The organism is Streptomyces sp. NPDC014676 (assembly GCF_043084105.1).
GTDB lineage: Bacteria > Actinomycetota > Actinomycetes > Streptomycetales > Streptomycetaceae > Streptomyces.
Genome location: NZ_JBIBZI010000002.1, coordinates 389,974 through 413,144, shown reverse-complemented (window position 1 = coordinate 413,144; position 23,171 = coordinate 389,974). Strand labels below are relative to the sequence as shown.

Annotated in this window: 22 protein-coding genes; 18 read left to right on the top strand and 4 right to left on the bottom strand. The window is 71.6% G+C overall.

What is annotated here, in order from left to right:
• Nucleotides 1-124 precede the first annotated feature (124 nt).
• On the top strand, nucleotides 125-871 hold the full coding sequence (locus ACF1DX_RS06315) for a hypothetical protein (protein ID WP_391790064.1): 747 nt from the start codon (nucleotides 125-127) through the stop codon (nucleotides 869-871).
• Nucleotides 872-1,102: 231 nt separating this feature from the next.
• The gene (locus ACF1DX_RS06310) at nucleotides 1,103-2,038 is read left to right on the top strand and encodes a serine protease (RefSeq protein ID WP_391790063.1); all 936 of its coding nucleotides are present in this window, start codon (nucleotides 1,103-1,105) and stop codon (nucleotides 2,036-2,038) included.
• Between the two features lie 21 nt (nucleotides 2,039-2,059).
• On the opposite strand, the gene ACF1DX_RS06305 is transcribed toward ACF1DX_RS06310, so the two are convergent.
• A complete protein-coding gene (locus ACF1DX_RS06305; protein ID WP_391790062.1) occupies nucleotides 2,060-3,670 on the bottom strand; it encodes an amidohydrolase family protein in 1,611 nt (536 codons plus the stop codon).
• Between the two features lie 9 nt (nucleotides 3,671-3,679).
• The gene (locus ACF1DX_RS06300) at nucleotides 3,680-4,951 is read right to left on the bottom strand and encodes an amino acid deaminase (protein ID WP_391790061.1); all 1,272 of its coding nucleotides are present in this window, start codon (nucleotides 4,949-4,951) and stop codon (nucleotides 3,680-3,682) included.
• Between the two features lie 159 nt (nucleotides 4,952-5,110).
• Here ACF1DX_RS06300 and ACF1DX_RS06295 point away from each other — a divergent pair, with 159 nt between their 5' ends.
• From ACF1DX_RS06295 to ACF1DX_RS06270, 6 genes are all read left to right on the top strand, one after another.
• Nucleotides 5,111-6,247 carry a sugar kinase gene (locus ACF1DX_RS06295; protein WP_391790462.1) on the top strand — a complete coding sequence of 379 codons (1,137 nt, stop codon included), beginning with the start codon at nucleotides 5,111-5,113 and terminating at the stop codon, nucleotides 6,245-6,247.
• Entirely contained in the window at nucleotides 6,244-7,008 is a 765-nt protein-coding gene (locus ACF1DX_RS06290; RefSeq protein ID WP_391790060.1) for an IclR family transcriptional regulator, read from the top strand. Before ACF1DX_RS06295 ends, ACF1DX_RS06290 begins: the two co-directional genes overlap by 4 nt.
• Nucleotides 7,005-7,415 carry a RidA family protein gene (locus tag ACF1DX_RS06285; RefSeq protein ID WP_391790059.1) on the top strand — a complete coding sequence of 137 codons (411 nt, stop codon included), beginning with the start codon at nucleotides 7,005-7,007 and terminating at the stop codon, nucleotides 7,413-7,415. Before ACF1DX_RS06290 ends, ACF1DX_RS06285 begins: the two co-directional genes overlap by 4 nt.
• A 123-nt stretch (nucleotides 7,416-7,538) precedes the next feature.
• On the top strand, nucleotides 7,539-9,026 hold the full coding sequence (locus tag ACF1DX_RS06280; RefSeq protein ID WP_391790058.1) for a GntP family permease: 1,488 nt from the start codon (nucleotides 7,539-7,541) through the stop codon (nucleotides 9,024-9,026).
• Between the two features lie 84 nt (nucleotides 9,027-9,110).
• Complete coding sequence (locus tag ACF1DX_RS06275) at nucleotides 9,111-9,740, top strand: hypothetical protein (protein ID WP_391790057.1); 630 nt, start codon at nucleotides 9,111-9,113, stop codon at nucleotides 9,738-9,740.
• 67 nt (nucleotides 9,741-9,807) lie between these two features.
• The gene (locus tag ACF1DX_RS06270; RefSeq protein WP_391790056.1) at nucleotides 9,808-11,130 is read left to right on the top strand and encodes an Nramp family divalent metal transporter; all 1,323 of its coding nucleotides are present in this window, start codon (nucleotides 9,808-9,810) and stop codon (nucleotides 11,128-11,130) included.
• Here the strand turns inward: ACF1DX_RS06270 and ACF1DX_RS06265 are convergent.
• Together ACF1DX_RS06265 and ACF1DX_RS06260 are read right to left on the bottom strand one after the other, a co-directional pair.
• Nucleotides 11,127-11,306 (bottom strand): hypothetical protein, encoded by a 180-nt coding sequence (locus ACF1DX_RS06265; protein ID WP_391790055.1) that lies wholly within the window; start codon nucleotides 11,304-11,306, stop codon nucleotides 11,127-11,129. The two genes, ACF1DX_RS06270 and ACF1DX_RS06265, sit on opposite strands and share 4 nt — an antisense overlap.
• 312 nt (nucleotides 11,307-11,618) lie before the next feature.
• Entirely contained in the window at nucleotides 11,619-13,322 is a 1,704-nt protein-coding gene (locus ACF1DX_RS06260) for a chitinase (protein WP_391790054.1), read from the bottom strand.
• Between the two features lie 408 nt (nucleotides 13,323-13,730).
• On the opposite strand from ACF1DX_RS06260, the gene ACF1DX_RS06255 reads away from it, so the two are divergent.
• From ACF1DX_RS06255 to ACF1DX_RS06210, 10 genes are read left to right on the top strand one after another with little or no spacing between them, the layout of a single operon-like run.
• Nucleotides 13,731-14,567 (top strand): hypothetical protein, encoded by an 837-nt coding sequence (locus ACF1DX_RS06255; protein WP_391790461.1) that lies wholly within the window; start codon nucleotides 13,731-13,733, stop codon nucleotides 14,565-14,567.
• A gap of 60 nt (nucleotides 14,568-14,627) precedes the next feature.
• On the top strand, nucleotides 14,628-15,335 hold the full coding sequence (gene cpaB / locus ACF1DX_RS06250; RefSeq protein WP_391790053.1) for a Flp pilus assembly protein CpaB: 708 nt from the start codon (nucleotides 14,628-14,630) through the stop codon (nucleotides 15,333-15,335).
• 9 nt (nucleotides 15,336-15,344) lie between these two features.
• Entirely contained in the window at nucleotides 15,345-16,598 is a 1,254-nt protein-coding gene (locus ACF1DX_RS06245) for a CpaE family protein (protein ID WP_391790052.1), read from the top strand.
• On the top strand, nucleotides 16,595-17,005 hold the full coding sequence (locus ACF1DX_RS06240) for a pilus assembly protein (RefSeq protein WP_391790051.1): 411 nt from the start codon (nucleotides 16,595-16,597) through the stop codon (nucleotides 17,003-17,005). The genes ACF1DX_RS06245 and ACF1DX_RS06240 overlap by 4 nt, the downstream gene beginning before the upstream one ends.
• 1 nt (nucleotide 17,006) lies before the next feature.
• Nucleotides 17,007-17,393, top strand: coding sequence for a TadE/TadG family type IV pilus assembly protein (locus ACF1DX_RS06235; RefSeq protein WP_391790050.1), 387 nt, complete (start codon nucleotides 17,007-17,009; stop codon nucleotides 17,391-17,393).
• A 14-nt stretch (nucleotides 17,394-17,407) separates the two neighbouring features.
• Nucleotides 17,408-18,745, top strand: coding sequence for a CpaF family protein (locus ACF1DX_RS06230; RefSeq protein ID WP_391790049.1), 1,338 nt, complete (start codon nucleotides 17,408-17,410; stop codon nucleotides 18,743-18,745).
• Nucleotides 18,746-18,756: 11 nt separating this feature from the next.
• On the top strand, nucleotides 18,757-19,701 hold the full coding sequence (locus tag ACF1DX_RS06225; RefSeq protein ID WP_391790048.1) for a type II secretion system F family protein: 945 nt from the start codon (nucleotides 18,757-18,759) through the stop codon (nucleotides 19,699-19,701).
• A gap of 21 nt (nucleotides 19,702-19,722) precedes the next feature.
• Complete coding sequence (locus ACF1DX_RS06220; RefSeq protein WP_391790047.1) at nucleotides 19,723-20,610, top strand: DUF5936 domain-containing protein; 888 nt, start codon at nucleotides 19,723-19,725, stop codon at nucleotides 20,608-20,610.
• A 19-nt stretch (nucleotides 20,611-20,629) separates the two neighbouring features.
• A complete protein-coding gene (locus ACF1DX_RS06215; RefSeq protein ID WP_391790046.1) occupies nucleotides 20,630-22,249 on the top strand; it encodes a histidine kinase in 1,620 nt (539 codons plus the stop codon).
• Nucleotides 22,246-23,109, top strand: a complete 864-nt coding sequence (locus tag ACF1DX_RS06210; protein WP_391790045.1) for a response regulator — start codon at nucleotides 22,246-22,248, stop codon at nucleotides 23,107-23,109. The genes ACF1DX_RS06215 and ACF1DX_RS06210 overlap by 4 nt, the downstream gene beginning before the upstream one ends.
• Nucleotides 23,110-23,171: the final 62 nt, after the last annotated feature.

Below are 23,171 nucleotides of genomic sequence, written 5' to 3'. Positions count from 1 at the left end.
GCTGGGAGCTTACGGCCCGGTATGGACCCTCGGACCGTGTTTTCCGCCACGTGGGACGCTCCGATTCGGGTGGTTCGTCCGCTCGCTGTCCTCCGAGCGCCCCGCTTCCCTACAATGCGCCGCCATGTCCATCCCTTCTCCGTACGCCGACGGGGGGAACGGCACCCCGGCGCCCCAGGGTCCGCCGAACGTGTACCTCCCGCAGACCACCCCGCCCCCGGAGTACGACGAGTACGTCGACCCGGCGAGTGCTCACGGCTGGCAGAACGCGTACGACGAGACGCGCGAGCTGCCGTCGGTGGGGGAGCGGGACGCGTCCTCCGTACGGGGGGAGGACGGGCCGCGGCCCGGCGTGCCCGGTCCCCGTGAGGGCGGCGTGGCCGCGGACGGTGCGGGACGCTCGGGCAGGCGCGGCCGGCGCAAGGCCGCCGCCCGGCGTTCCCGCCGCGTGGTGGCGGTCGCCGGAGCGGTGGGCGCGGTGTCGGCGGCGGCGCTGATCGCGGGGTTCGCCTTCTCGGGTTCGCCGTCCGGCGTTTCCGGTGGCAAGGGCGGCCGTACGGGACCGACGGCCGGGGAGGCCGGGGCGGAGCCCGGGGAGCCGGGCGTGTCCTCCCCCGCCGGGGAGCCGTCCGCACCCGGGGCCCCCTCGGCCGGCCGGGGTTCCCCGGGTACGGGCGTCCCGGACGAGGGCCGGAAGGGCGAAGAGGACCCGTCCGGCGGGGTGTCGGCCGAGCCGTCGTCCGGCGCCACCTCCGCACCGGCGGGCGGCCCGACGGTGGCTCCCCCCGTCACCACGGAGCCGGGCGACCCCGGCCCGAGCGACTCCGACGACCGGCCGGGGAGGGGCCAGGGTCCGAAGCGGTCCAGGTGATCGCCCGCTCCTTCATCCTCTCCGTCCCCTCCGTCCATCACCTTCACACGGACTCTCCCCGCTCCCGTCGCCCCCGCCCCCACCCCCTCGGGGGACCCTGATCGCGCGACGAAGCCACCGGCCGGAAACAAGTCCTTGTCCCCTCGCCGCTCACGTGCTGACAATGCGCATGACAATTCTGTGGGCGGCCGGAGGATTCCCGGCCGCCCGACGCCGCAAGAGGGGACCCCCATGAGAAAACCTCTCGTCGTCGCGCTCTGCGCCCTGGCCTTCGCCGGGGCGGGCGCGACCCCCGCGGTCGCCGCCGCGCCTTCCCCCACGGGCGCGGACACGACCACGGACGCGGCCCCGACCACCACGTTGACGGATCTCGTCAACGACACGGTCGGGGCCGCGGCGGACACCCTGTCCGGACTCACCGCGCCCCGGGAGGGCGCGGTGAACTTCGCCGGCACGGTCTCGCTCAGCAACTGCTCCGGCTCCGTCGTCCGCATGCCCGGCTCGGCGGACGACGACCCGGCGCTCGTGCTCACCAACGGCCACTGCCTGGAGAGCGGCTTCCCCGCCCCCGGACAGGTCCTCGTCGACCGGGCGTCCAGCCGCACCTTCGGACTGCTGAACTCCTCCGGCTCCAAGGTCGCCACCCTGCGCGCCGACCGGCTCGTCTACGCGACCATGACCGACACGGACGCCGCGATCTACCGGCTGGGCACGACGTACGCGCGGATCAAGAGCGCGTACGGCATCGACGCACTGCCCCTGAGCGGCACCCGCCCGGCGGCCGGGACCTCCATCAGCGTGGTGTCCGGCTACTGGAAACGCGTCTACAACTGCTCCGTCGACGGGTTCGCGTACCGCATGAAGGAGGGGAACTGGACCTGGAAGGACTCGGTCCGTTACACCTCCGCCTGCGACACCATCGGCGGCACCTCCGGTTCACCGGTCGTCGACGACGCCACCGGCCAGGTGGTCGCCGTCAACAACACCGGTAACACGAACGGCGAGCGCTGCACGGTGAACAACCCGTGCGAGGTCGACGAGAACGGGCAGGTCACGGTCCGCCAGGGCATCAACTACGCCCAGCAGACCTACCTGTTCCCCGCCTGCTTCGGCGCGGACAACAGGCTCGACCTGAGTGCGAGCGGCTGCGTGGTTCCCAAGCCGTAGAGGGCCGGTGGGGGCGGGCGGTCAGCGGGGAGTCCCGCGGACCGCCCGCCCCGCCAGCACGTCCGTGCGCCGCCCGTCCTCGATCACGAACCGTCCGTCGACCAGCACGTGCGGGATGCCCGTCGGCAGCGTCCGGGGCTCGTCGAAGGTCGACCCCGCGGCCACCGTCCGCGGGTCGAGCAGCACCAGATCCGCCTTGTAGCCCTCGCGGACCAGCCCCCGGTCCGCCAGCCGCAGCCGCGCCGCCGGGCGCGACGTCAGGTGCGCGACGCACTCCTCCAGCGACAACACCCCCAGCTCCCGCACGTAGTACCCGAGATAGTGGGGGAACGTGCCGTACGCGCGCGGATGCGGCTTCGCGCCCTGGAGGATGCCGTCCGAGCCGCCGGTGTGCACCCGGTGCCGCATGATCGCCCGTACGTTCTCCTCGTGACCGACGTGCTGGAGGATCGTCGGGGCCAGCCTGTCCTTCAGCAGCAGCTCCCGCGCCACCACCCAGGGCGACTCGCCGCGCACCCGCGCCGACTCCAGGACCGTACGGCCCACGTACTCGCCCAGCGCCGGGTCGCCGACGCCCGAGATCTCGATGGTCTCCCACTCCACCGGCACGCCGTGGCAACCGTCCGAGCCGGTGACCTCCAGGTGGTGCCGGATCCGCTCGGCCGTGTCGTCGTCCGCGAGCCGCCGCAGGATCTCCTCGGGCCCGCCCTCGCTCGCCCAGCTCGGCAGCAGTGCCACGAGGGTCGTGCAGCCCGGCGTGTAGGGGTAGGTGTCGAGCGTGATGTCGGCGCCGGCGTCGAGCGCGTCGTCGAGGAGGGACAGCAGCTCGGGCGCCCGGCCCTTGTTCACGCCGAAGTTCATCGTGGCGTGCGCGAGGTGCAGCGGGCAGTCCGCCTCCCGCGCCAGCGCCACCATCTCCTCGTACGCCTCCAGAGCCCCGGCCCCGTACGAGCGGTGGTGCGGGCAGTAGTAGCCGCCGTACGACGCCACCACCCGGCACAGTTCGGTCAGTTCGGCGTCCTTGGCGTACATGCCCGGCGTGTACGTCAGCCCCGACGACATGCCGACCGCGCCCTGCTCCATGCCCTCCGCGACCAACCGCCGCATCCGGTCCAGCTCTTCGGGCGTGGCCTCCCGGTCCTCCCAGCCGACGGCGAGCGCCCGGACCGTGCCCTGCGGGATCAGATACGCGGCGTTGACCGCGATGCCCCTATCGAGCCGGTCCAGGTACTCGCCCACCGACCGCCAGTCGAAGTCGATGTCGTCGCCCGAGCCGTTCCACCCGGCGATCGCCCGGCGCACCTCGCCGAGCGTGCGGTCGTCGACCGGCGCGTACGACAGCCCGTCCTGGCCCAGGACTTCGAGGGTGACGCCCTGCGCGGCCTTGGCGCTGTGGTCGGGGTCGCGCAGCAGCGCCAGATCGCTGTGGGCGTGCATGTCGATGAAACCGGGGGCCAGCACCAGCCCCTCGGCGTCCAGTTCACGGCGGGCCTTCGGGCGCTGACAGCCCGCGTCCGCCGCCTCCTTCACGATGGAGACGATCCTGCCGCCGTCCACGACCACGTCCGCGCGGTACGCGTGGTCGCCGGAGCCGTCCACGACGTCCGCGTCCCGGATGACGAGCTCTTCCATGCTGGCCTCCTAGAAGAACGTACGGATGTAGTCGACCACCGTGCCGTCCGCCTCCGCCACGGGGATGAGCACCCACTTGTCGAACGACGTGCACGGGTGGGACAGCCCGAGCCCCACCCAGTCCCCCACCTCCAGATCGGCCTCCCCGGTGGTGCGCAGCCACGCGTGCTGGTCGGACAGCCCGGTCACCGAGATCCCGGCGGCCGGGCGCTCGCTCCCGTCCCGGCGCACCACCTGGGCGAACGGCAGGTCGAGGTCGTAGGCCGCGTCCCGCTTGCCCGCGTTGGCGAACGCCTGCCCGTCGGACGGCCGCGACACCACCTGCGTCCACAGCCGGAACGCCGGCTCCAGCGCACCCTCCTCCGGGACCCGGTTGAAGGGGGTCAGCTCGCGGTAGTGGCCGTCGTCGTGCGAGACGTACGCCCCCGAGCGCAGCAGCTTCAGCACGGGCGCGGACAGTTCCGGGACCTCGGCGAAGACGTCCGCCACCGCGTCGAACCAGGCGCTGCCGCCCGCGCTCACCACGACCTCGTCGAGCCCCGCGAACCGCCCCGCCTTGTCGAAGTCCACGGCGAGCGACACCAGCCGCCGCAGCCAGGCCCGCACCCGCTCCGGGTCCGCCCGCGGCACCTCGCCCTCGTACCCGGCGACCCCGACCAGCCGCAGCCCGCGCGCCCCGGCCACGGCATCGGCGACGGTGGCGCACTCGGCCTCCGTCCGCACACCGGTGCGGGCGCCCTCGCCGGCGGCCAGCTCGACGACGACGTCCACGGGGCGGGAGGCACCGCTCGCGGTGAGCGCCGCGTCCATCAGCTCCACCCCGCGCACGGAGTCGACGTAGCAGACGAACCGGAAACCGGGGTCGGCGTCCAGCTCGGCGGCGATCCACTTCAGGGCCGCCGCGTCCACCAGCTCGTTGGCGAGGAAGACCCGCCGGACCCCGTAGGCCCGCGCCACCCGCACCTGGTGCGGAACGGCCAGCGTGATGCCCCACGCCCCGTGCTCGATCTGCCGCTGGAAGAGCTGCGGCGCCATGGAGGTCTTGCCGTGCGGCGCGAAGGCGAGCCCGTGCCGGGCGGCGTACGTCTCCATCAGCCTCAGGTTGTGCTCCAGGCGCTCGGCGGAGAGCGCGAGCACGGGCGTGGTGAAGCCGTCGGTGAAGAGGTTGCGGCGCTGCGCGGCCAGCTCGCCGACGGTCAGCCCCTCGGCGTCCGGCGGGAGGCCCTTGAAGCGGTGGTCGACCCGTTCCTCGGTGAGGCGGGCGAGAGCGTCGAGGACCATCGGAACCTCCCTGATCAGGTGTGTTGCATTACTTGCAACACCCATTGCGTATATCGCTTAACGCTGTCTAACATCTCGGCCACGTGCGGTCAACGGAGACCGCCCCACCCGCAGAAGAGAAGGAGTCACGCCGTGGACGTTGTCGCGCTCGGCGAGTCCATGGTGACGTTCCTGCCCTCCCGGCCGGGCCGCCTCGCCGACGTGCCGTCCTTCGACCGGGGCATCGGCGGCGCGGAGTCGAACGTGGCGTGCGTGCTCGCGGCGGCGGGCCACGCGACCCGCTGGGTCAGCAGGGTCGGCGCCGACGCCTTCGGCGACCACCTCGTCGAGGCGATCGGCGGCTACGGCGTCGACGTGTCCCACGTCCGCCGCGACCCGGACCGCCCGACCGGCATCTACTTCCGCACGGCCGGTGACCGCTCCACCGAGGCCCACGAGGTCGCCTACTACCGGGCGGGCTCGGCGGCCTCCGCGATGACGGCCACGAACCTCGACCTGGAGGCGGTACGCGCGGGCCGCATCCTGCATCTGTCCGGCATCACGGCAGCACTGTCGGCCGACTGCCTGACCCTGATGCGCGAACTCACCGCCCGTCGCCCCGGCCGCCCCCTGATCTCCTTCGACGTCAACCACCGCCCCGGCCTCTGGCCTGACACCCACGGCCCGGAAGTCCTCCTCGACCTGGCCCGCGACGCGGACATCGTCTTCGTGGGAGAGGACGAGGCAGAGGAGGCCTGGGGCATCACAGGCGGCCCGTCCAAGATCCGCGAGGCCTTGCCGGAACCGGCCATCCTGGTCGTCAAACAGGGCGCCCACGCAGTAGTCGCCTTCACCGGACCCGCGGGCAGCCGTACCCGCCTCCCCGCGGGCAGTCGTGCCGCTGGGGCGACGGGGGTCCCCCCGCTCGAGCGAAGCCGAGAGTGGGGGAGGGTGGGCGCGGACGGCACCCCGCAAGCGCCGGGCAGCGCGACCCACCCCCGCCCAACCGCAGCACAGGGCACCTGTGAACCCGCCCTCAAAGTCGACGTAGTCGCAACAACCGGCGCCGGCGACGCCTTCGCCGCCGGCTTCCTCTCCGCGACCCTCCGGGACCTCCCCCTCCGCGACCGCCTGCGCCATGGCCACCTCACCGCCGCAGCCGCCCTCACCACCCCCGGCGACCTCGCCCCGCCCCCACCCCGCGCCCTCGCGGGGCGCCTCGTCGCCCTCGACGACACCGCGTGGGGGAGACTGCGACTCGGCCCCGGCTGGACACAAGCCGACGAAGAGGCCGAAGAGGAGGCACGCACCCCATGAGCCAGACCGTAGACCGCGCCCTGAGCATCCTCCCCCTGCTCGCGGAGGGCCCCGCCGACCTCGGCCAGGTCGCCGACCGGCTGGGCGTGCACAAATCCACCGCCCTCCGCCTCCTGCGCACCCTCCACGAGCACGGCCTGGTCTACCGCCAGTCCGACCAGCGCTACCGCCTCGGCGCCCGCCTCTTCGCCCTCGCCCAGGAGGCGATGGAGAACCTCGACGTCCGCGAGATCGCCCACGCCCACCTCGTACGCCTCAACGAGACCTGCGGACACACCGTCCACCTCGCCGTGTACGAGGAGAACGAGGTCCTCTACATCGACAAGGTCGAGAGCCGCTACCCGGTCCGCATGTACTCGCGGATCGGCAAACCCGTCGCCATCACCGTCGCGGCCGTCGCCAAACTCCTCCTCGCCGACCTGCCCGAACACGAGCGCCGCCCCCTCGCGGAGAAGCTCGACTACCCCATGTACACGTCCCGTTCGACACCCAACGCCGCCGCGTTCCTCCAGGAACTGGCCAAGGTGCGCGAACAGGGCTGGGCCACCGACCTCGGCGGCCACGAGGAGTCCATCAACTGCGTCGCCGCGCCGATCCGCGGCGCCGACGGCCGGGTGGTCGCCGCGATGTCGGTCTCCGCGCCGAACGTCGTCGTCACCGCCGACGAACTCCTCACCCTGCTCCCGCTGGTGCGCCGTACGGCGGACGCGATCAGCGGCGAGTACTCCGGCAGAACCCCAGTGAAGGACACCCCCGCATGACCGAGAAGACCGCGCTCACCCCCGCCACCCACACCACCCCGCCCGCGAAGTTCTCCCACGGCGTCCGCAAGGGCAACATCCTCCAGGTCGCCGGCCAGGTCGGCTTCCTCCCGCACGAGGAGGGCAAGGCCCCCACCCCCGCCGGTCCCACCCTGCGCGAGCAGACCCTCCAGACCTTCGCCAACGTCAAGGCGATCCTCGAAGAGGGCGGCGCGAGCTGGGACGACGTGATGATGATCCGCGTCTACCTCACCGACGTGGACCACTTCGCGGAGATGAACGAGATCTACAACACCTACTTCGAGGAGCAGGGCCTCACCCAGCCGCCCGCCGCCCGCACGACCGTCTACGTCGGTCTGCCCGCCGGCCTCCTCATCGAGATCGACGCGCTCGCCGTCCTCGGCTGACCCGCGCCGCCCCCCCACACCACCGCCGTACGACATCACGGCACGGTGTCCCGCACCCCTGGGACACCGTGCCGCGATCCCCCCTGCCCGAAAGCCCCATGCCCTTACCCAGAGGACCCCCGCATGTCCCATCCGCTCCTCCCGCTCGCCGCCTCCGCACCCGCCGAGGCACCACCGCACACCGGAGGACTGCTCGTCCTCCTCGACGGCACGGCGGGCCTGCTGACCGTCGCCGCCATCGGCATCGCGCTCCTCCTCTTCCTGATCATCAAGGTCCGGCTCCAGCCGTTCGTCGCGCTGCTCGCCGTCTCCATAGCCGTCGGCCTGCTGGCGGGCCTGTCGGTCACCGAACTCTTCGGCACGGTCCAGCGGTCGGACGCGGTGTCCACCATCGAGTCCGGGATGGGCGGCATCCTCGGCCATGTCGCGATCATCATCGGCCTGGGCACGATGCTCGGCGCGATCCTCGAAGTCAGCGGCGGCGCCGAGGTGCTGGCGGGACGGCTGCTCGGCCTGTTCGGCGAGAAGCGGGCCCCGCTCGCGATGGGCCTCACCGGTCTGATCTTCGGCATCCCGGTCTTCTTCGACGTCGGCATCTTCGTCCTCGCGCCGATCGTGTACGCCGCCGCCAAGCGCTCCGGCAAGTCGATCCTGCTCTACTGCCTCCCCCTCCTCGCGGGTCTCTCGGTCACCCACGCCTTCCTGCCCCCGCACCCGGGCCCGGTGGCCGCCGCCGGACTGCTCCACGTCGACCTCGGCTGGGTCATCCTCATGGGCGTCGTCTGCGGTCTGCCGGCCGTCGCCGCCGCCTGGGTCTACTCCGCCTGGATCGGCAAGCGCATCTTCGTCGCCGTACCGCAGGACATGGTCGAGGCCGCCCAGGAGGCCAAGGACGCCGTCGCCGCCGAGCAGCGCGCCTCCGGTGTCACACCGCGGGAGGCGCCGGTGCCGCTCGGCACGGTCCTCGGCATCATCGGTACGCCGCTGATCCTGATCCTCGCGGCGACCTTCTCCTCGATCGCGCTGGATCCCTCCACCCTCCGCTCGGTCATCGAGTTCTTCGGCCACCCCTTCGTGGCCCTCACCCTCGCCCTGTTCCTCGCGTACTACCTGCTGGGCATCCGGCGCGGCTGGTCCCGCAAGTCCCTGGAGACCGTCTCCACGTCCTCCCTCAAGCCGGTCGGCAACATCCTGCTGGTGGTCGGCGCGGGCGGGGTCTTCGGCGCCGTCCTCAAGGCCAGCGGGGTCGCCCAGGCCCTCTCGGACACCTTCAACGACGTCGGCCTCCCGGTGATCGTCCTCTCCTACCTGATCTCCGTGGTGCTGCGGGTCGCGCAGGGCTCGGCGACGGTGGCGATCGTGACGACGGCGGGCATCGTGGCCCCGCTGCTGGCCGAGGGGGACCACTCGCAGGCGTTCGTCGCGCTGGTCATCATGGCCATCTCGGCGGGCTCGATCTTCGCCTCGCACGTCAACGACGGCGGCTTCTGGATGGTCGCCAAGTACTTCGGCATCAGCGAGCGGGACACGCTCAAGACGTGGACGGTGCTGGAGAGCGTGCTGTCCGTGGCCGGGTTCGTGGTCGCCGCCGCGCTCAGTCTCGTCGTGTGAGCCGTGGTGCTCATGTAGGCGTCTGATAACGAAGTTGGGGGCTGGCTGTGTCCGTCACAGGTTCGTCGACCATACTCCTGCGGTGTGGAGCAGCGCATAGGATCGAGCAGCCAGCCCCTGGAAGGCGCCGGATTCGACCCGGCATTCATCCCCGGGCTCACCTCGCCCGCGTCCGGCCGGGAGGAGGACGCGAAGGCGAAGCCGGAGGAACCGGAGGACACGGCCCCGGCGGAGGACACGACTCCGGAACCGGAGGCGGAGGAGGACTCCGCCCCCGAGGAGCCGGCGGCCCCCGACGGCCCCGTCTTCGAGGCGTCCGACCGCCGCGCCAAGGTGATCGCCGACCACAGGGGCGTACGACTGCGCCTGGACGACCAGGAGTGCGAGTTCCGCTGGGACGAGATCGGCGCGGTGGAGACGGAGACCGCCCGCTTCGGCAAGCGCTACACGCTCACCGTCCACACCCCTGACCGCCGCTGGTACCCGATCGAGGTCGAGGCCCCGTCCCGCAGCAGCTTCGCGGAATGGGACACCGCCCTGGACGCGGTCCTGGACGCGTACTTCGAGGACGGCGAGGCGCAGTCCGAGAAGGACGACCAGCCGGACGACGCGAAGGACAGCGCGAAGGACGACGCGAAGGACAGCGCGAAGGACGACGCGAAGGACGACGCGAAGGACAGCGGGGACGACGGCGACGGAACCGACGCCGACTAGGCACATCGGGTGAAGATCCGCGCACGCCCTCTTGTCCCCCCGGCCGCCATGGGCTTTCTTGACCCCCATGGCGGACACCACGGGCAACACCAGAGACGTAGGCGTACCGGACGGAACCGACTCGGCTCCCCGTAAGTCCAGTTGGCGCTACATCGGCCCCGGCATCGTCGTCGCCGCGACCGGTGTCGGCGCCGGCGACCTCGTCGCCACCCTCATCGCGGGCAGCAACTTCGGCTACACCCTGCTGTGGGCGGCGATCCTCGGCTGCCTGGTGAAGATCTCCCTCGCGGAGGCGTGCGGACGCTGGCACCTGTCCACCGGCCGCACCCTCTTCGACGGCTGGGCGAGCCTCGGCCGCTGGACGACCTGGTTCTTCGCGGTCTACGCCGTGATCTGGGGCTTCGTCTACGGCGCGGCGGCGATGTCGTCGAGCGCCCTGCCGCTCCAGGCCCTCTTCCCGGACGTGATGGACCTCGAATGGTGGGGCATCGCCTGCGGCCTGGTCGGTCTGGTCTTCGTCTGGTTCAACAAGTACGACGTGTTCGAGAAGGTCATGACGGTCCTGGTGGGCGTCATGTTCGTCGTCACCGTCTACCTGGCGATCCGCGTCACCCCCCACCTCGGCGACGCCTTCGCCGGCCTCCTCCCGGTCCTCCCCGACGAGAAGGACTCGGTCCTCAACACCCTCGGCCTGATCGGCGGAGTCGGCGGCACCATCACGCTGGCCGCGTACGGCTACTGGGTCAACGCCAAGGGCTGGACGAACACCGGCTGGATGAAGGTGATGCGCCTGGACAACCGGGTCGCCTACGCCACCACCGGCGTCTTCGTCATCGCGATGCTCCTGGTCGGCGCCGAGCTGCTGCACTCGGCGAACATCGCGATCGCGAGCGGCGACAAGGGCCTGATCCAGCTCGGCGACATCCTGGAGGAGGAGTACGGCACGGCCACCGGCAAGCTCTTCCTGATCGGCTTCTTCGCCACCTCCTTCACCTCCCTGATCGGTGTCTGGCACGGCGTGAGCCTGATGTTCGCCGACTTCCTGGCCCGGCAGCGCGGCGAGCGCGAGGCACGGGGCGACGAGCTGGCCTCCGGACGCCGCGAACGCTCCTGGGCCTTCCGCGCCTACCTGCTCTGGCTCACCTTCCCGCCCATGATCCTGCTCTTCCAGGACGAGCCCTTCCGCCTGATCATCATCTACGGCGTCCTGGGCGCCGCCTTCATGCCCTTCCTCGCCCTCACCCTGCTCTGGCTCCTCAACTCGTCCCGCACACCCCGCGAGTGGCGCAACGGCCCGCTGAGCAACGGCATGCTCGCGATCGCGGGCCTGCTGTTCCTGGTCCTGTGCGTGAAGCAGGTCTGGGACCAGCCGTGGTCGGAGTTCTTCTAGTCCGCGCGACGGCAGACCGACGGAGGCCGGCCGTCACCGAGCACGGTCACGGCCGGCTGGCCGGCGCTCTTGAGCCGCGACGTCTCCGTGGTGCCGTCCTCGCACCGGTCCTCCGGTTCCGCGACCGTGACGACCGCCGGGCCGAGCCGCACCCCCGTGCTGGTGGCGTCCACCACGACGTTCTCCCACGCGCAGTGGTACGCCGCCCCGTCACCGGTCCACCACCTCGCCGTAGGCCCCTTGCTCCGGCACGAGGGACATGCTCACGCCGGAGTCGGGGCCCTCACGCTTCCAGGTGCCGGGGGAGGGTTCCGGGACGGGGGTGTCGGACGGTTCGGTCCTCGTGAGGATCGCGGTCTCGCCGCCGTCGCCGCAGCCGGACTCGGGGATGCTGGTGACCCGCGGTCTTAGGCCGGGCCGACGGGCACCGCGCGCATCGCCCCCGCCCCACGCGGCCGTGGGACGGGGGCGATGGCGGTCCGGACCGGTTACGGCAGGGCGTGGACGTGCGGGCCCACCGCGTTGGACCAGGCGTTCCCGGCCGTGGCGTCCCAGTTCGTGGACCAGGTCATCGCGCCCCGCAGGGACGGGTAGGTCCGCGACGGCTTGAAGGTGCCGCAGCCGGTGCCCTTGGTGAGGCAGTCCAGGGCGTTGTTCACGACCGACGGGGAGACGTAGCCGCTGCCCGCGCCCCGGGTCGAGGCCGGCAGGCCCAGGCCGACCTGGGACGGGTCGAGACCGCCCTCGAGCTGGATGCAGGCGAGCGCGGTCAGGAAGTCCACCGAGCCCTGGCTGTAGACCTTGCCGTCGCAGCCCAGCATGGAACCGCTGTTGTAGTACTGCATGTTGACGACCGTGAGGATGTCCTTCACGTTCAGCGCGGTACGGAAGTACGAGCCGGACGTGGACTGCATGTCGATGGTCTGCGGCGCCATCGTCAGGATCATCGACGGGCCGGCCTTCGCCGACAGCGACCGCAGCGCCTGCGTCATGTAGGTCGGGTTGAGACCGTTCTCCAGGTCGATGTCGACGCCGTCGAAGCCGTACTCCTGCATGACGGCGTACACCGAGTTCGCGAAGTTCGTCGCGGAGGCGGAGTCGTTCACCGAGACGGTGCCCTTCTCGCCGCCGACCGAGATGATGACCTTCTTCCCGGCTGCCTGCTTGGCCCGGATGTCCGCCTTGAACTGGTCGACGGTGTAGCCGTTCAGGCCCGCCGAGTCCAGGTTGAAGGTGACGGCGCCCGGTGTGCCGGTGGCGTCGGCGAAGGCGACCGCGATGATGTCGTACGCGGACGGGACGTCGGAGATCCTCTGCACGGCGGCGCCGTTGTCGAAGTTCTGCCAGTAGCCCGTCACCGCGTGCTCGGGCAGGTCCCCGCCGGTGTCGCCGCCGCTCTCCTCGGTGCGCGCCGACACCGCCGTCGACTTCGGCGACTCGCCCGCCGCGTTGGTGGCGGTGACCTGGAAGGAGTACGACGTGGCGGCCGCGAGCCCGGTCACGGTCGCCGAGGTGCCCGACACGGCCGTCACCTTCGTGCCGTTGCGGTAGATGCTGTAGCCGGTCGCCCCCGACACCGCGTTCCAGGCCAGCGACACCGACGAGGCGGTCGTACCGGAGACGGTCAGCCCGCCCGGGGTGCCCGGGACCGTCGGCTCCGGGTCTCCGCCGCCGCCCCCGTCGGGGCCGAACACCGAGAGGTCGTCGACGTAGTAGGGGGCCTGGCCGTACCAGCCGTGGGTGTAGACCGTCACCGAGGTGGTGGAGGAACCGGTGGAGAAGCCGGTCGACAGCTGCTTCCAGCCGCCGGAGTCCGGGGTCCAGGTGGACACGTCCGTCGTGCCGGTGCCGGTGACGCCCAGGTAGGTGTATCCGCCCTGCACCCAGCCGCTCAGCCGGTAGGTGGAGTTGGGCTTCACCGCGACCGTCTGGGAGCAGCGGGCGTTGTCCTGCCCGGCGGGTGTGGCCTTGAGCGCGGCCGTGCCGCCGTGCACCGGGGAGGAGACGGTCGTGCCGCTGTTCGCCGAACAGGTCCAGTTGCCCAGGCCCGCCTCGAAGCCGGCGTTCCTGACGTTGTTGACGTCCGCCGCGGACGCCTGGCCCGCGCCGGCGAAGGTGAGGGCGAGGGCGGAGACGACGGCTGAGGCCCAGACGCGTCTGCTGCGGCCGGGCGTTCCTGGTGCGCGGTTCACTGGGGCCTCCGGTGGGGGAGAAGGGTGGGGGAGAGGGGAGGAGGAACTCGACGGTGGCCACCGTGTGCAGCACAAGGTGGTCCAGACCAATCCAGTTGTCAATAGGTCCAGACCAAAAACGACCAGTGAGCCGACCCCGCGGCACCACCGACGTCAAGGCGATGCACAGGACCTCCACCCGTAAGGCCCGATCGGGACCGGCGAGATGCTCAACCTGCCCCGTTTTGGCGCACCTTGTGCACCGACGGTTGCCGTTCGGCTGCTCAATCGCTGTTCTCCGGCCACCGGCCCGCGGATACAGTGCTGAGGTAGTCACGCAGTGAAGTCGTCAGGGTGCGCCGGAGTAACGTCCGGTGGGCCGAGGGGCCTGGGGAGAACGGGGAGCCGCGCGTGCCAACTGCCATTGCCGTGACCGGCGCCGACATGGCGCTGCCGGCCCAGGACGAACGAACCCTGCCCGCCGTGGTGCTGCGGGACATCGACACCCGCCCCCTCGAACAGGTCCTGGCCGAGCTTCAGTTGATCATCGAGCACCACGGTCACGTCATCGTCGTCTGCTCCCGGGCCACCCCCGTCGCCGTCCAGCGACGCCTGCACACCCTGCGCTCCCTGCTGGAGAGCGACCGGATAGCCCTCTTCCGCCCCGATCTGCCACCGCTCGGACTGGCCGTCCTGGCGCGCCAGTTACGGCAGCTCGCCTCCTGCGACCTCAGCCCCGGCGTCCTCGCCTCCGCCGGCCGGCTGCTGATCCACTACCTCCACTCCGGGGCCCTGCTCGGCTCCGTCGCCCGCCTCGACCGCGTCCCCGTCGACCTGAGGCAGCACGCGAAGTCCTGGATGCCCGGCAGCCAGTTCGCCGTACTCGCCCATCCGCAGCCGCAACTCGTCCGCCTCGGCCCCGAAACCTCCCTCGCCGGACCCGAGTTCGGCACCTGGATGCTCGTCGCCAAGGGCCACCTCCAGTCCGACTGGGTCACCACCACCCTGGCCCCCTCCTGGAAGGTCCAGGGCCTGCGCGAGACACCGCTCCCCGCCGAGTCCCCCGACTGGTGGGGAACCGGCAAGGTCATCGAGTTCTGCACCTACCTGCCCGACCTGTCCGTCCTGTACCAGCTCGTCACCTCCGTACGGCGCGGCGTCTGCCACTGGTGCGGCATCGACGTCATCGGCGACCGGTGCGTGTTCTGCTCCGCCGTACCACCCGCCCCCGAGGGCACGCCGGCCCTCGCCCGGGGCCGTACCTGACCCCCCACCCCCACCGCACGGTCCCGCTCGACCGATATCCCCGATGAGGTTGCACGGTTCATGAACTCCCGTCAGCGCCGCGGCGTGATACTCCTGCTCCTGTCGGTCCTGTGCGCCCTCGGCGCGTTCGCCGGCGTCCTCTCCGTCATCGACGACGTGGAGTCCAAGGTCGGCCCCGAGGTCACCGCGTACCGGCTGAAGACGGACGTGGCGCCCTACACGCCCCTCGGCACGGGCCAGTTCGAGAAGATCGAGATGCCCGAGCGGTGGCTGTCGAAGAACGCCGTCACCGACCTGGACGAGATCCGGGGCAAGATCGCCGTGACCGATCTGCGGGAGGGCTCCCTGCTGCAGAGCGACATGATCGTGAACCAGCCCGCCCTGCAGCCGGGACAGCAGGAGGTCGCCATCATGATCGACGCGGCCACCGGCGTCGCCGGCAAGATCACACCGGGCTCCTCGGTCAACGTCTACGCCACCTTCGAGGGCGAACGCGAGGGCGACCCCGACCAGTCCAGGATCATCGTGACCAACGCCAAGGTCCTCGACGTCGGCAAGCTCACCGCCCTCCAGCCCGACGAGAACGACCGCGGCCGGGAGCCCACCGACGCCGTTCCGATCACCTTCGCGCTGTCCGCCGTCGACGCCCAGCGCATCACCTACGCCGAGTCGTTCGCCCGGCGGGTCCGCCTCGCGCTGGTCGCACCCGGAACCGACGGCACCGTCCCGGACTCGCAGCGGACGTACGAACTCGCGAAGGACAAGTGAGAGGCCCGCATGCCCACGAGGATCCTGCCGGCAGTCGGCGACGCGGACGCGGTCCGGTCCCTCATCACCCTGCTCAGCCAGCTCCCGGACGCCGAACCGGTCGCCCCGGTGACCGACTCCACCCAGCTCATCGACACCCTCGCCCGCCTGGCCGCCGAGTCCGTCGACGAGCTGCCCGAGGTCGTGGTCGTGCACGAGCGGATCGGCCCCGTCCCCGCCCTGGAGCTGATCCGCGAAGTCGCCCTGCGCTTCCCCGCCGCCGGCGTCATCCTCGTCACCTCCGACGCGAGCCCCGGCCTCTTCCAGGCCGCCATGGACTACGGCGCCCGCGGTCTGGTCGCCCTCCCGCTCGGCTACGAGGAACTCGCCAGCCGCGTCCAGGCCGTCGCCCAGTGGTCCGCCGGCGTACGACGCCACCTCGGCTCCGGGGGTGACGTCTTCACCGGTGCCGGCGGCACGGTCGTCACCGTCAGCGGCGCCAAGGGCGGCGTCGGCACGACCCTGACCGCCATCCAGCTCGCCCTCGCCGCCCAGGCCTCCGGCCGCACCACCGCCCTCGTCGACATGGACCTCCAGACCGGCGACGTCGCCGCCTACCTGGACGTCCAGTTCCGCCGCTCCGTCGTCGACCTCGCCGCCGTGGGCGACATCTCCCCGCGCGTCCTCGCCGACGCCGTCTTCCGCCACGACACCGGCCTCGCCCTGCTGCTCGCCCCCGGCGAGGGCGAACGCGGCGAGGACGTCACCGACCGCGCCACCCGGCAGATTGTCAGCGCCCTGCGCTCCCGCTACGAGGTCGTCGTCATCGACTGCGGCGCCCAGCTCGGCGGCGCCGGCGCGGCGGCGGTGGAGATGGCCGACACGGCCCTGCTGGTCACCACCCCCGACGTGGTCGCCGTACGGGGCGCGAAGCGGGCGGTGCGGATGTGGGACCGGCTGCAGATCCGCAAGGCCGAGGAGACCACCGTGGTCGTCAACCGGCACACCCGGTCCACGGAGATCCAGCCCCCGCTCATCCGGAAGATCACCGGCACCGCGGTCGCGGCCACCGCGATCCCCGCCCACTTCAAGGAACTGCAGGCCGTCGTCGACGCCGGCCGCGTCCACGAACTGGAGAACAAGAGCACGGTGAAGCAGGCCCTGTGGGGCCTGGCCGGCGAACTCGGCCTGGTCAAGGCCGCCGAGGGCGCCCACAAGGGCGGCAGGCCGCGCGGCGACCGGGGGCCGGTGAGCTTCCGGCGGCGCAGGGACGGAGGGGGATGACCATGAAAGCGGCATCACCCGCGCGTGACCGGGGCCGCGACGGCGACCGGGGCCAGGTGACCATCGAGTTCCTCGGCATGACCCCCACGATCCTCGTGACGCTGGTGGTGCTGTGGCAGCTCGTCCTGGTGGGGTACGCGTTCACGCTCGCGGGGAATGCTGCGGACGAGGCCGTACGGGCGGCCACGGCGGCGGCACCGGGCGCACGCCAGGGCGCGTGCCGGGCGGCCGGGCTGGACAAGCTGTCGGGAGCGTGGGCGGGGGGAGCGACCGTGAACTGCACGACCTCGGGCGGCTTCGTCACCGCCGACGTGAGGCTGGACGTCCCCCTCCTCTTCCCCGGCGCCGTCTCCCTCCCCCTCGACGTGGAGGGACACGCGGGCGCGGTCGAGGAGGAGACGGACTGACATGCCGTACGAGCCCTGCGAGCCGCACGCACACCGGCTCCACGACCGCGACCGCGACCGAGGCCAGGTCGCCATCGAGTACCTCGGCTTCCTCCCGATCCTGCTCATCGTCGCCATGGCCGCCGTACAGCTCGGCCTGGTCGCCTACACCGCCCAGCAGGCCGGCACGGCGGCCCGCGCGGGAGCGCGCAGCGCGTCACTGGGCGAGGCGTACGGCTACACCTGCAGGGACGCCGTCAGCACCTGGCTCGCCGACGGCACGTCCTGCGAGGGCTATCCGGGAGGCGACGAGATCACCGTCACCGCCACGGTCGACATCCCCTCGATCGTGCCGGGCTGGGACTTCGGCCCCGCCCGCAAGTCCGCCACGATGCCGCGAGACCACTGAGGAGCGAGCGACCCATGAGCCTGCGGGCACGCATCAACTCCCCCGAGGAGACGGCCGGACGGGGCGAGGACGGCCACCTGGTCGCCTCCTACCGCGCCAAGCTCCTGGAGGAGATCGACCTCGCGGAGATGAGTTCGCTGGCGGCGGCCGAGCGCCGGGCCCGGCTGGAACGCGTCCTCGGCCACATCATCAGCCGCGAGGGCCCGGTCCTGTCGACCGTCGAGCGCTCCCAGCTGATCCGCCGGGTCGTCGACGAGGCCCTGGGCCTCGGCATCCTGGAGCCCCTGCTGGAGGACGCGTCCATCACCGAGATCATGGTGAACGGCCCGGACGCCATCTTCGTCGAGCGCGGCGGCCGCGTCGAACAGCTCCCGCTCCGCTTCGCCTCCAACGACCAGCTCATGCAGACGATCGAACGCATCGTCTCCACCGTCAACCGCCGCGTCGACGAGTCGAACCCCATGGTCGACGCCCGCCTCCCCTCCGGCGAGCGCGTCAACGTCATCATCCCGCCGCTCTCCCTGACCGGCGCCACCCTCACCATCCGCCGCTTCCCCCGCTCCTTCACCCTCCAGGAACTGATCGGCCTCGGTTCGCTGGACGAGCACATGCTGTACCTGCTGGCCGGTCTGGTGCAGGCCCGCTTCAACGTCATCGTGTCCGGCGCGACGGGCACCGGGAAGACGACCCTCCTCAACGCCCTCTCCGGCCTGATCCCCGAGCGTGAACGCATCATCACCATCGAGGACTCCGCCGAACTCCAGCTCCAGCAGCCGCACGTCATCCGCCTGGAGTCCCGCCCGCCGAACGTCGAGGGCAAGGGCCAGGTCACCATCCGCGACCTGGTCCGCAACTCCCTCCGTATGCGCCCCGACCGCATCGTCGTCGGTGAGGTCCGCGGCGGCGAGTCCCTGGACATGCTCCAGGCGATGTCGACGGGCCACGACGGCTCCCTCGCCACCGTCCACGCCAACAGCGCCGAGGACGCCCTGATGCGGCTCCAGACCCTCGCCTCCATGTCGGACGTGGAGATCCCGTTCGTGGCGCTCCACGACCAGATCAACAGCGCCGTCGACGTCATCGTCCAGCTCACCCGCTTCGCCGACGGCGCCCGCCGCATCACCGAGGTCGCCCTGCTGGAGAGCCACGCGTCGGAGCCGTACCGGCTGACCACGGTCGCCCGCTTCCGCGCACAGCCCATGACCGCCGACGGCCGCGTCCACGGCGTCTACGAGCACCACCCCCTCCCGCGCCGCACCGCCGACCGCCTCTACATGGCGAGCCAGCCCGTCCCCCAGGCGTTCGGCATCGCCCAGTCCTACGACCAGCTCGCCACCCGAGAAGCCAGGTAGGAACCGCCCCCATGGATCTGCAGAACCTGATCACGCTGACCACCGGCATCACGCTGCTGGCCTGCGTCCTCGCGGTCGTCGGCGTGCAGTCGTACGCCACCGGCAGGGCACAGCGGCAGGCGCTGGTGGACCGGCTGTCGGCCACCGGCCGGATCCCCCTCGCCGGCCGCCGGCGCCGCTTCCCCACCCTGGACCGCCGCCTGCGCCGCACCGGGCTCGGCAAGAAGCTCGAACTGCGCCTGGCGGCCACCGGCCTGGACGTCACCCCCGGCGAGTTCTTCGTCTACATGCTCGCCACGGTCGCCGGCCTGTGGCTCGTCGGCCAGGCGACCCTCGCCCCCTTCTTCGGCCCGATCGCCGGCCTGCTCGGCATCGGGGTGGCACTGCAGTTCCTCAACTGGCAGCGGCAGAAACGCATCGAGAAGTTCATCAACCAGCTCCCGGAACTGGCCCGCATCCTCGCCAACGCCACCCAGGCCGGCCTCGCCCTCCGTACGGCCGTCGGCATGGCGGCGGAGGAGCTGGAGGCCCCGGCGGGCGAGGAACTGTCCAAGGTCGCCAACCAGTTGGCGGTGGGCGCGTCGATGGACGACGCCCTCGGCGAACTCGCCGACCGTCTTCCGTCCCGTGAGCTGGTCGTCCTGGTCACCACCCTGGTGCTGTCCAACCGGGCGGGCGGCCAGGTGGTGAGCGCCCTGCGGAACCTGACGGAGACGCTGGAGGAGAGAAAGGAGACCCGGCGGGAGGTCCGTACGCAGCTCTCCCAGGTCAGCATGACGTCGTACGCCGTCCCGGTGCTCGGCGTCGGCTCCCTCTTCCTGATGAACGGGGTGAAGGACGGCGCCCTGGAGCGCATGACCGGCTCCCCGGCGGGCCAGGCCGCGGTGATCATCGCGTTCGGCCTGTACGCCGTCGGCTTCGTCCTCATCCGCCGCCTGTCCCGCATCGACGTCTGAGCGGCGAGGAGGCCGACCGACATGGCACTTCTGCTGGCCCTCCTGACGGGTCTCGCCGTCTACGGCGTCTTCGCCGGCATCCGCATGTACCGGGCGGAGGCGAAACTCCCCGGCGACCTGGCCCTGGCCCTGGAGGTCGGCTCCACCCGCACGGGCGCGGTCGACTCCCTCGTCGACCGCATGGGCATGCGCTACGCCCCCGCCGTGCTGCGCCTCATGGGCCCCCGGCAGGTCGCCAAGTACCGCCGCAAGATCGACCTGGCGGGCAACCCCGGCGGTCTGACCATCGACCGTTACGCCGCCCGACGCGCGGTGTACGGGGCGCTCGGCGGGCTGGGCTTCCTGGTGTTCCTGATGCGCGGCCAGCTCTTCATGGCCCTGCTGCTCCTGGCCTTCGGCGCGTTCTGGACGGAGGTCGGCATCTGGTCGGCGATCCGCGTCCGCAGGGACGTCATCGAGCGGACGCTGCCGGACTTCCTGGACGTGCTGGCGGTGGTGGTGAGCGCGGGTCTGGGCTTCCGGCAGGCCCTGGACCGGGTGTCGTCGAAGTACGAGGGCCCGTGGGCGGACGAACTCCGCATCACCCTGCGTCAGATGGACCTGGGCATGAGCCGCAGGCAGGCGTTCGCGGAACTGCGCCGCCGCAACGACTCGGAGCAGGTGGCGATGTTCGTCACGGCGTTGCAGCAGGGCGAGGAACTGGGGGCGCCGATCGTGGACACGCTGGTGTCCCTGGCGAAGGACATGCGCCGTACGGACTCCCAGAACGCCCGCCGCAAGGCGGCCCGCGCGGTCCCGAAGGCCACCATGATGATCACCACGTTCATGGTCCCGGCCACGATGATCCTCCTCGGCGCCGGTCTGATCCTCGGTTCCGGCATCGACTTCGGCGCGGTCACGGGCGAGTAGGGCAGGGGGGCAGGGAGTGATGACGACGATCAGGGAACGCACGGGGCTGTTCCGCCGCGCGGCCGGACCGTCGGAGATCACCACCCCGCCGGCAGGCACGGTCCTCCCGCCCCACGCGCGGACGGGCGCCCCGGACATCCCGGTGACATCGGTGACCCCGGCACTGCCGCCGGGCTGGGAACCGGCGAGGGGTACACAGCCACGGCTGCCCGAACCACCGGCCGCGGAGGCGGCTGGTCTCTCGCAGGACCACGGAGCGCCGGCTGCCGACGGCGCTGAGCCCCCACAGGGGCCACCCGCACCCGACAACGAAACCCGCACGGGTGGTACGGGTGGGAACCCCCATCCGGCCGAAGGCCGGATACACCCCCCACGACCCGCACCGGCACCCGCACCGGGCCCGGACGTCCAGATCCAGATCAACGCCCTCCAAGCCCTGTGCCGGCAGGCATTCGGTTTCCGTCTGGCGATGATCGCGCTGGCGACCCCCTCCGCCCTCCTCAACGCCGCCCCCGGCTGGAGCACCCGCCTCGTCGGTATGGCGGTGGTGGTCACTTTCATGGCCTCCTACGTCCTCTTCAGGGACTGGGAACGCTTCGGCCCCCTCCTCCTCCGCCACCCCACGCTCCTCGCGGCGGACACCCTCTTCGGATCCCTGCTCCTGATCTCGGCGGGCCCCGACACCACCCTCGCCTACGTCAGCGTCTGCACCCCCCTCCTCGCGGGCCTGATCTACGGCTGGCGCGGCGCGGCGGTCTTCGCCTCCCTCCAGGGCCTGATCCTCCTCCTGGTGTACGCGGCCCTGGACAACCCCCGGACGGACCCGGCGGAATCACTCCTCCTCCCCGGCCTCTGCGTGATCGCGGGCGCGGTCGGCTCCAGCCTCCGCAACCTCGTGCTCCGCCTGGGCACGGCGACCCAGGCCCTCACCACGGTCCAGGCCCGCCTGGCCGTCACGGAAGCGGTCAGCGCCGAACGGGCACGCCTGGCCCGCGAGATGCACGACTCGGTGGCCAAGACCCTCCACGGAGTGGCCCTGGCGGCGGACGGCCTGGCCGGCACGGCGGGCGCCCCGCACCTGGACCCGGCCCTGGTGAAACAACAGGCGGAACTGGTGGCCCGCTCGGCCCGCAGAGCCGCCGCCGAGTCCCGCGAACTCCTGGCGGACCTGCGCAGGGAGTCGGATCCCGGCCAGGGTATGGACGTGCTGGTGGAACTGGCCGCCCGCACCCGCGACTTCACCACCCGCACCGGCGTCCCCGCGACCTACCGCCCCACCGGCGAGCACACGGTCCCGCCCGTCCCGCCCGCCGTGGCCCGCCAGCTCCTCACCATCGCCTCGGAGGCCATGGAGAACGCCCACCGCCACGCGCGACCGACCAAGGTCGACGTCCAGGCCGGCGTCCACGGCGACCTGCTCCGCATCAGCGTGTACGACGACGGCACCGGTCTCCCGCCCGGCACCGACCTCGAACAACTCCGCCGTGCCGGTCACTTCGGCCTCGTCGGCATGGTCGAACGGGCGGCCTCGGTCGGCGCCCGCATCCGCATAGGCCGGGGCGCGTACACGCAAGGCACCGAAGTCCGCCTGGAACTGCCACTGGCGGCCGTGACGACCCCCACGGAGGCCACCCCGTGACGACACCACCGAACCCCTTCGCGAACGTCCCGCCCCCGGCCCCGCTCCGGGTGGTGGTGGCCGACGACAACCCGGTGGTCCGCGCCGGCCTGACCGCCCTCCTCACCGGACGCGAGGACATCACGGTGGTGGCGGAGGCGGCCGACGGCCGGGAGGCCTACGAGGCGGCCCACACCCACCGCCCCGACGTGGTCCTCCTGGACGTCCGCATGCCCGGCGTGGACGGCATCTCGGCGCTCCCGTACCTGGTACGGATCGCCCCTGTGGTGATGCTGACGTACAGCAGGGAGTCGGAGATCGTCCAGGAGGCGCTGCGCAGGGGAGCGGGCGGCTACCTGGTCCACGGCGAGTTCACGGCGGACCAACTGGTCTCGGCGGTCCACGACATCAGGGAGGGCAGGCCCCACTTCACCCCCACAGCGGCAGGAGCGTTGCTCTCGCAACTGCGTCAGGACCCGCGACCGGCGAGGCCGCTACCGGAGGGGCTGGGTAATGCGCGCGCAACTAACGCCACCACAAACGGACTCGGCCCGCCCCACATCTCACCCCCGCCTACTTCTGCGGAAAACCTTTCGCAACTGCAACCGGATATGGCACGATCGTCGTCTGGGTGGACAGGCGGCCGCCCGGCCGCTCCCGACAGGTCGGGGTACCAACTGAGCGCGAGGGAGGCGGAGATCATGGACCTCATCGCATCCGGCATGAACAACCAGCAGATCGCCGCCATGTGCTTCATCAGTGAGAAGACGGTCAAGAACCACATCAACCGCATCTTCGCGAAGCTCCACAGCACGAGCCGTTCCGAGGCCGCGGCGAAGTGGCTCGGCACGGCACCGGGTTCGGGCCGAGGGGCGGGGTGAGCTCCGGTGACGGCGAGGACGACGAGGACGACGAGGACGACGAGGAACTGGGCCCGCGATTG

Excerpts from the sequence above, each read along its gene's own strand:
- ACF1DX_RS06315 (WP_391790064.1), top strand. The coding sequence starts at position 125 with ATGTCCATCCCTTCTCCGTACGCCGACGGGGGGAACGGCACCCCGGCG.
- ACF1DX_RS06310 (WP_391790063.1), top strand. The coding sequence starts at position 1,103 with ATGAGAAAACCTCTCGTCGTCGCGCTCTGCGCCCTGGCCTTCGCCGGG.
- ACF1DX_RS06305 (WP_391790062.1), bottom strand. The coding sequence starts at position 3,670 with ATGGAAGAGCTCGTCATCCGGGACGCGGACGTCGTGGACGGCTCCGGC.
- ACF1DX_RS06300 (WP_391790061.1), bottom strand. The coding sequence starts at position 4,951 with ATGGTCCTCGACGCTCTCGCCCGCCTCACCGAGGAACGGGTCGACCAC.
- ACF1DX_RS06295 (WP_391790462.1), top strand. The coding sequence starts at position 5,111 with ATGGTGACGTTCCTGCCCTCCCGGCCGGGCCGCCTCGCCGACGTGCCG.
- ACF1DX_RS06290 (WP_391790060.1), top strand. The coding sequence starts at position 6,244 with ATGAGCCAGACCGTAGACCGCGCCCTGAGCATCCTCCCCCTGCTCGCG.
- ACF1DX_RS06285 (WP_391790059.1), top strand. The coding sequence starts at position 7,005 with ATGACCGAGAAGACCGCGCTCACCCCCGCCACCCACACCACCCCGCCC.
- ACF1DX_RS06280 (WP_391790058.1), top strand. The coding sequence starts at position 7,539 with ATGTCCCATCCGCTCCTCCCGCTCGCCGCCTCCGCACCCGCCGAGGCA.
- ACF1DX_RS06270 (WP_391790056.1), top strand. The coding sequence starts at position 9,808 with ATGGCGGACACCACGGGCAACACCAGAGACGTAGGCGTACCGGACGGA.
- cpaB (WP_391790053.1), top strand. The coding sequence starts at position 14,628 with ATGAACTCCCGTCAGCGCCGCGGCGTGATACTCCTGCTCCTGTCGGTC.
- ACF1DX_RS06245 (WP_391790052.1), top strand. The coding sequence starts at position 15,345 with ATGCCCACGAGGATCCTGCCGGCAGTCGGCGACGCGGACGCGGTCCGG.
- ACF1DX_RS06240 (WP_391790051.1), top strand. The coding sequence starts at position 16,595 with ATGACCATGAAAGCGGCATCACCCGCGCGTGACCGGGGCCGCGACGGC.
- ACF1DX_RS06235 (WP_391790050.1), top strand. The coding sequence starts at position 17,007 with ATGCCGTACGAGCCCTGCGAGCCGCACGCACACCGGCTCCACGACCGC.
- ACF1DX_RS06230 (WP_391790049.1), top strand. The coding sequence starts at position 17,408 with ATGAGCCTGCGGGCACGCATCAACTCCCCCGAGGAGACGGCCGGACGG.
- ACF1DX_RS06225 (WP_391790048.1), top strand. The coding sequence starts at position 18,757 with ATGGATCTGCAGAACCTGATCACGCTGACCACCGGCATCACGCTGCTG.
- ACF1DX_RS06220 (WP_391790047.1), top strand. The coding sequence starts at position 19,723 with ATGGCACTTCTGCTGGCCCTCCTGACGGGTCTCGCCGTCTACGGCGTC.
- ACF1DX_RS06215 (WP_391790046.1), top strand. The coding sequence starts at position 20,630 with ATGACGACGATCAGGGAACGCACGGGGCTGTTCCGCCGCGCGGCCGGA.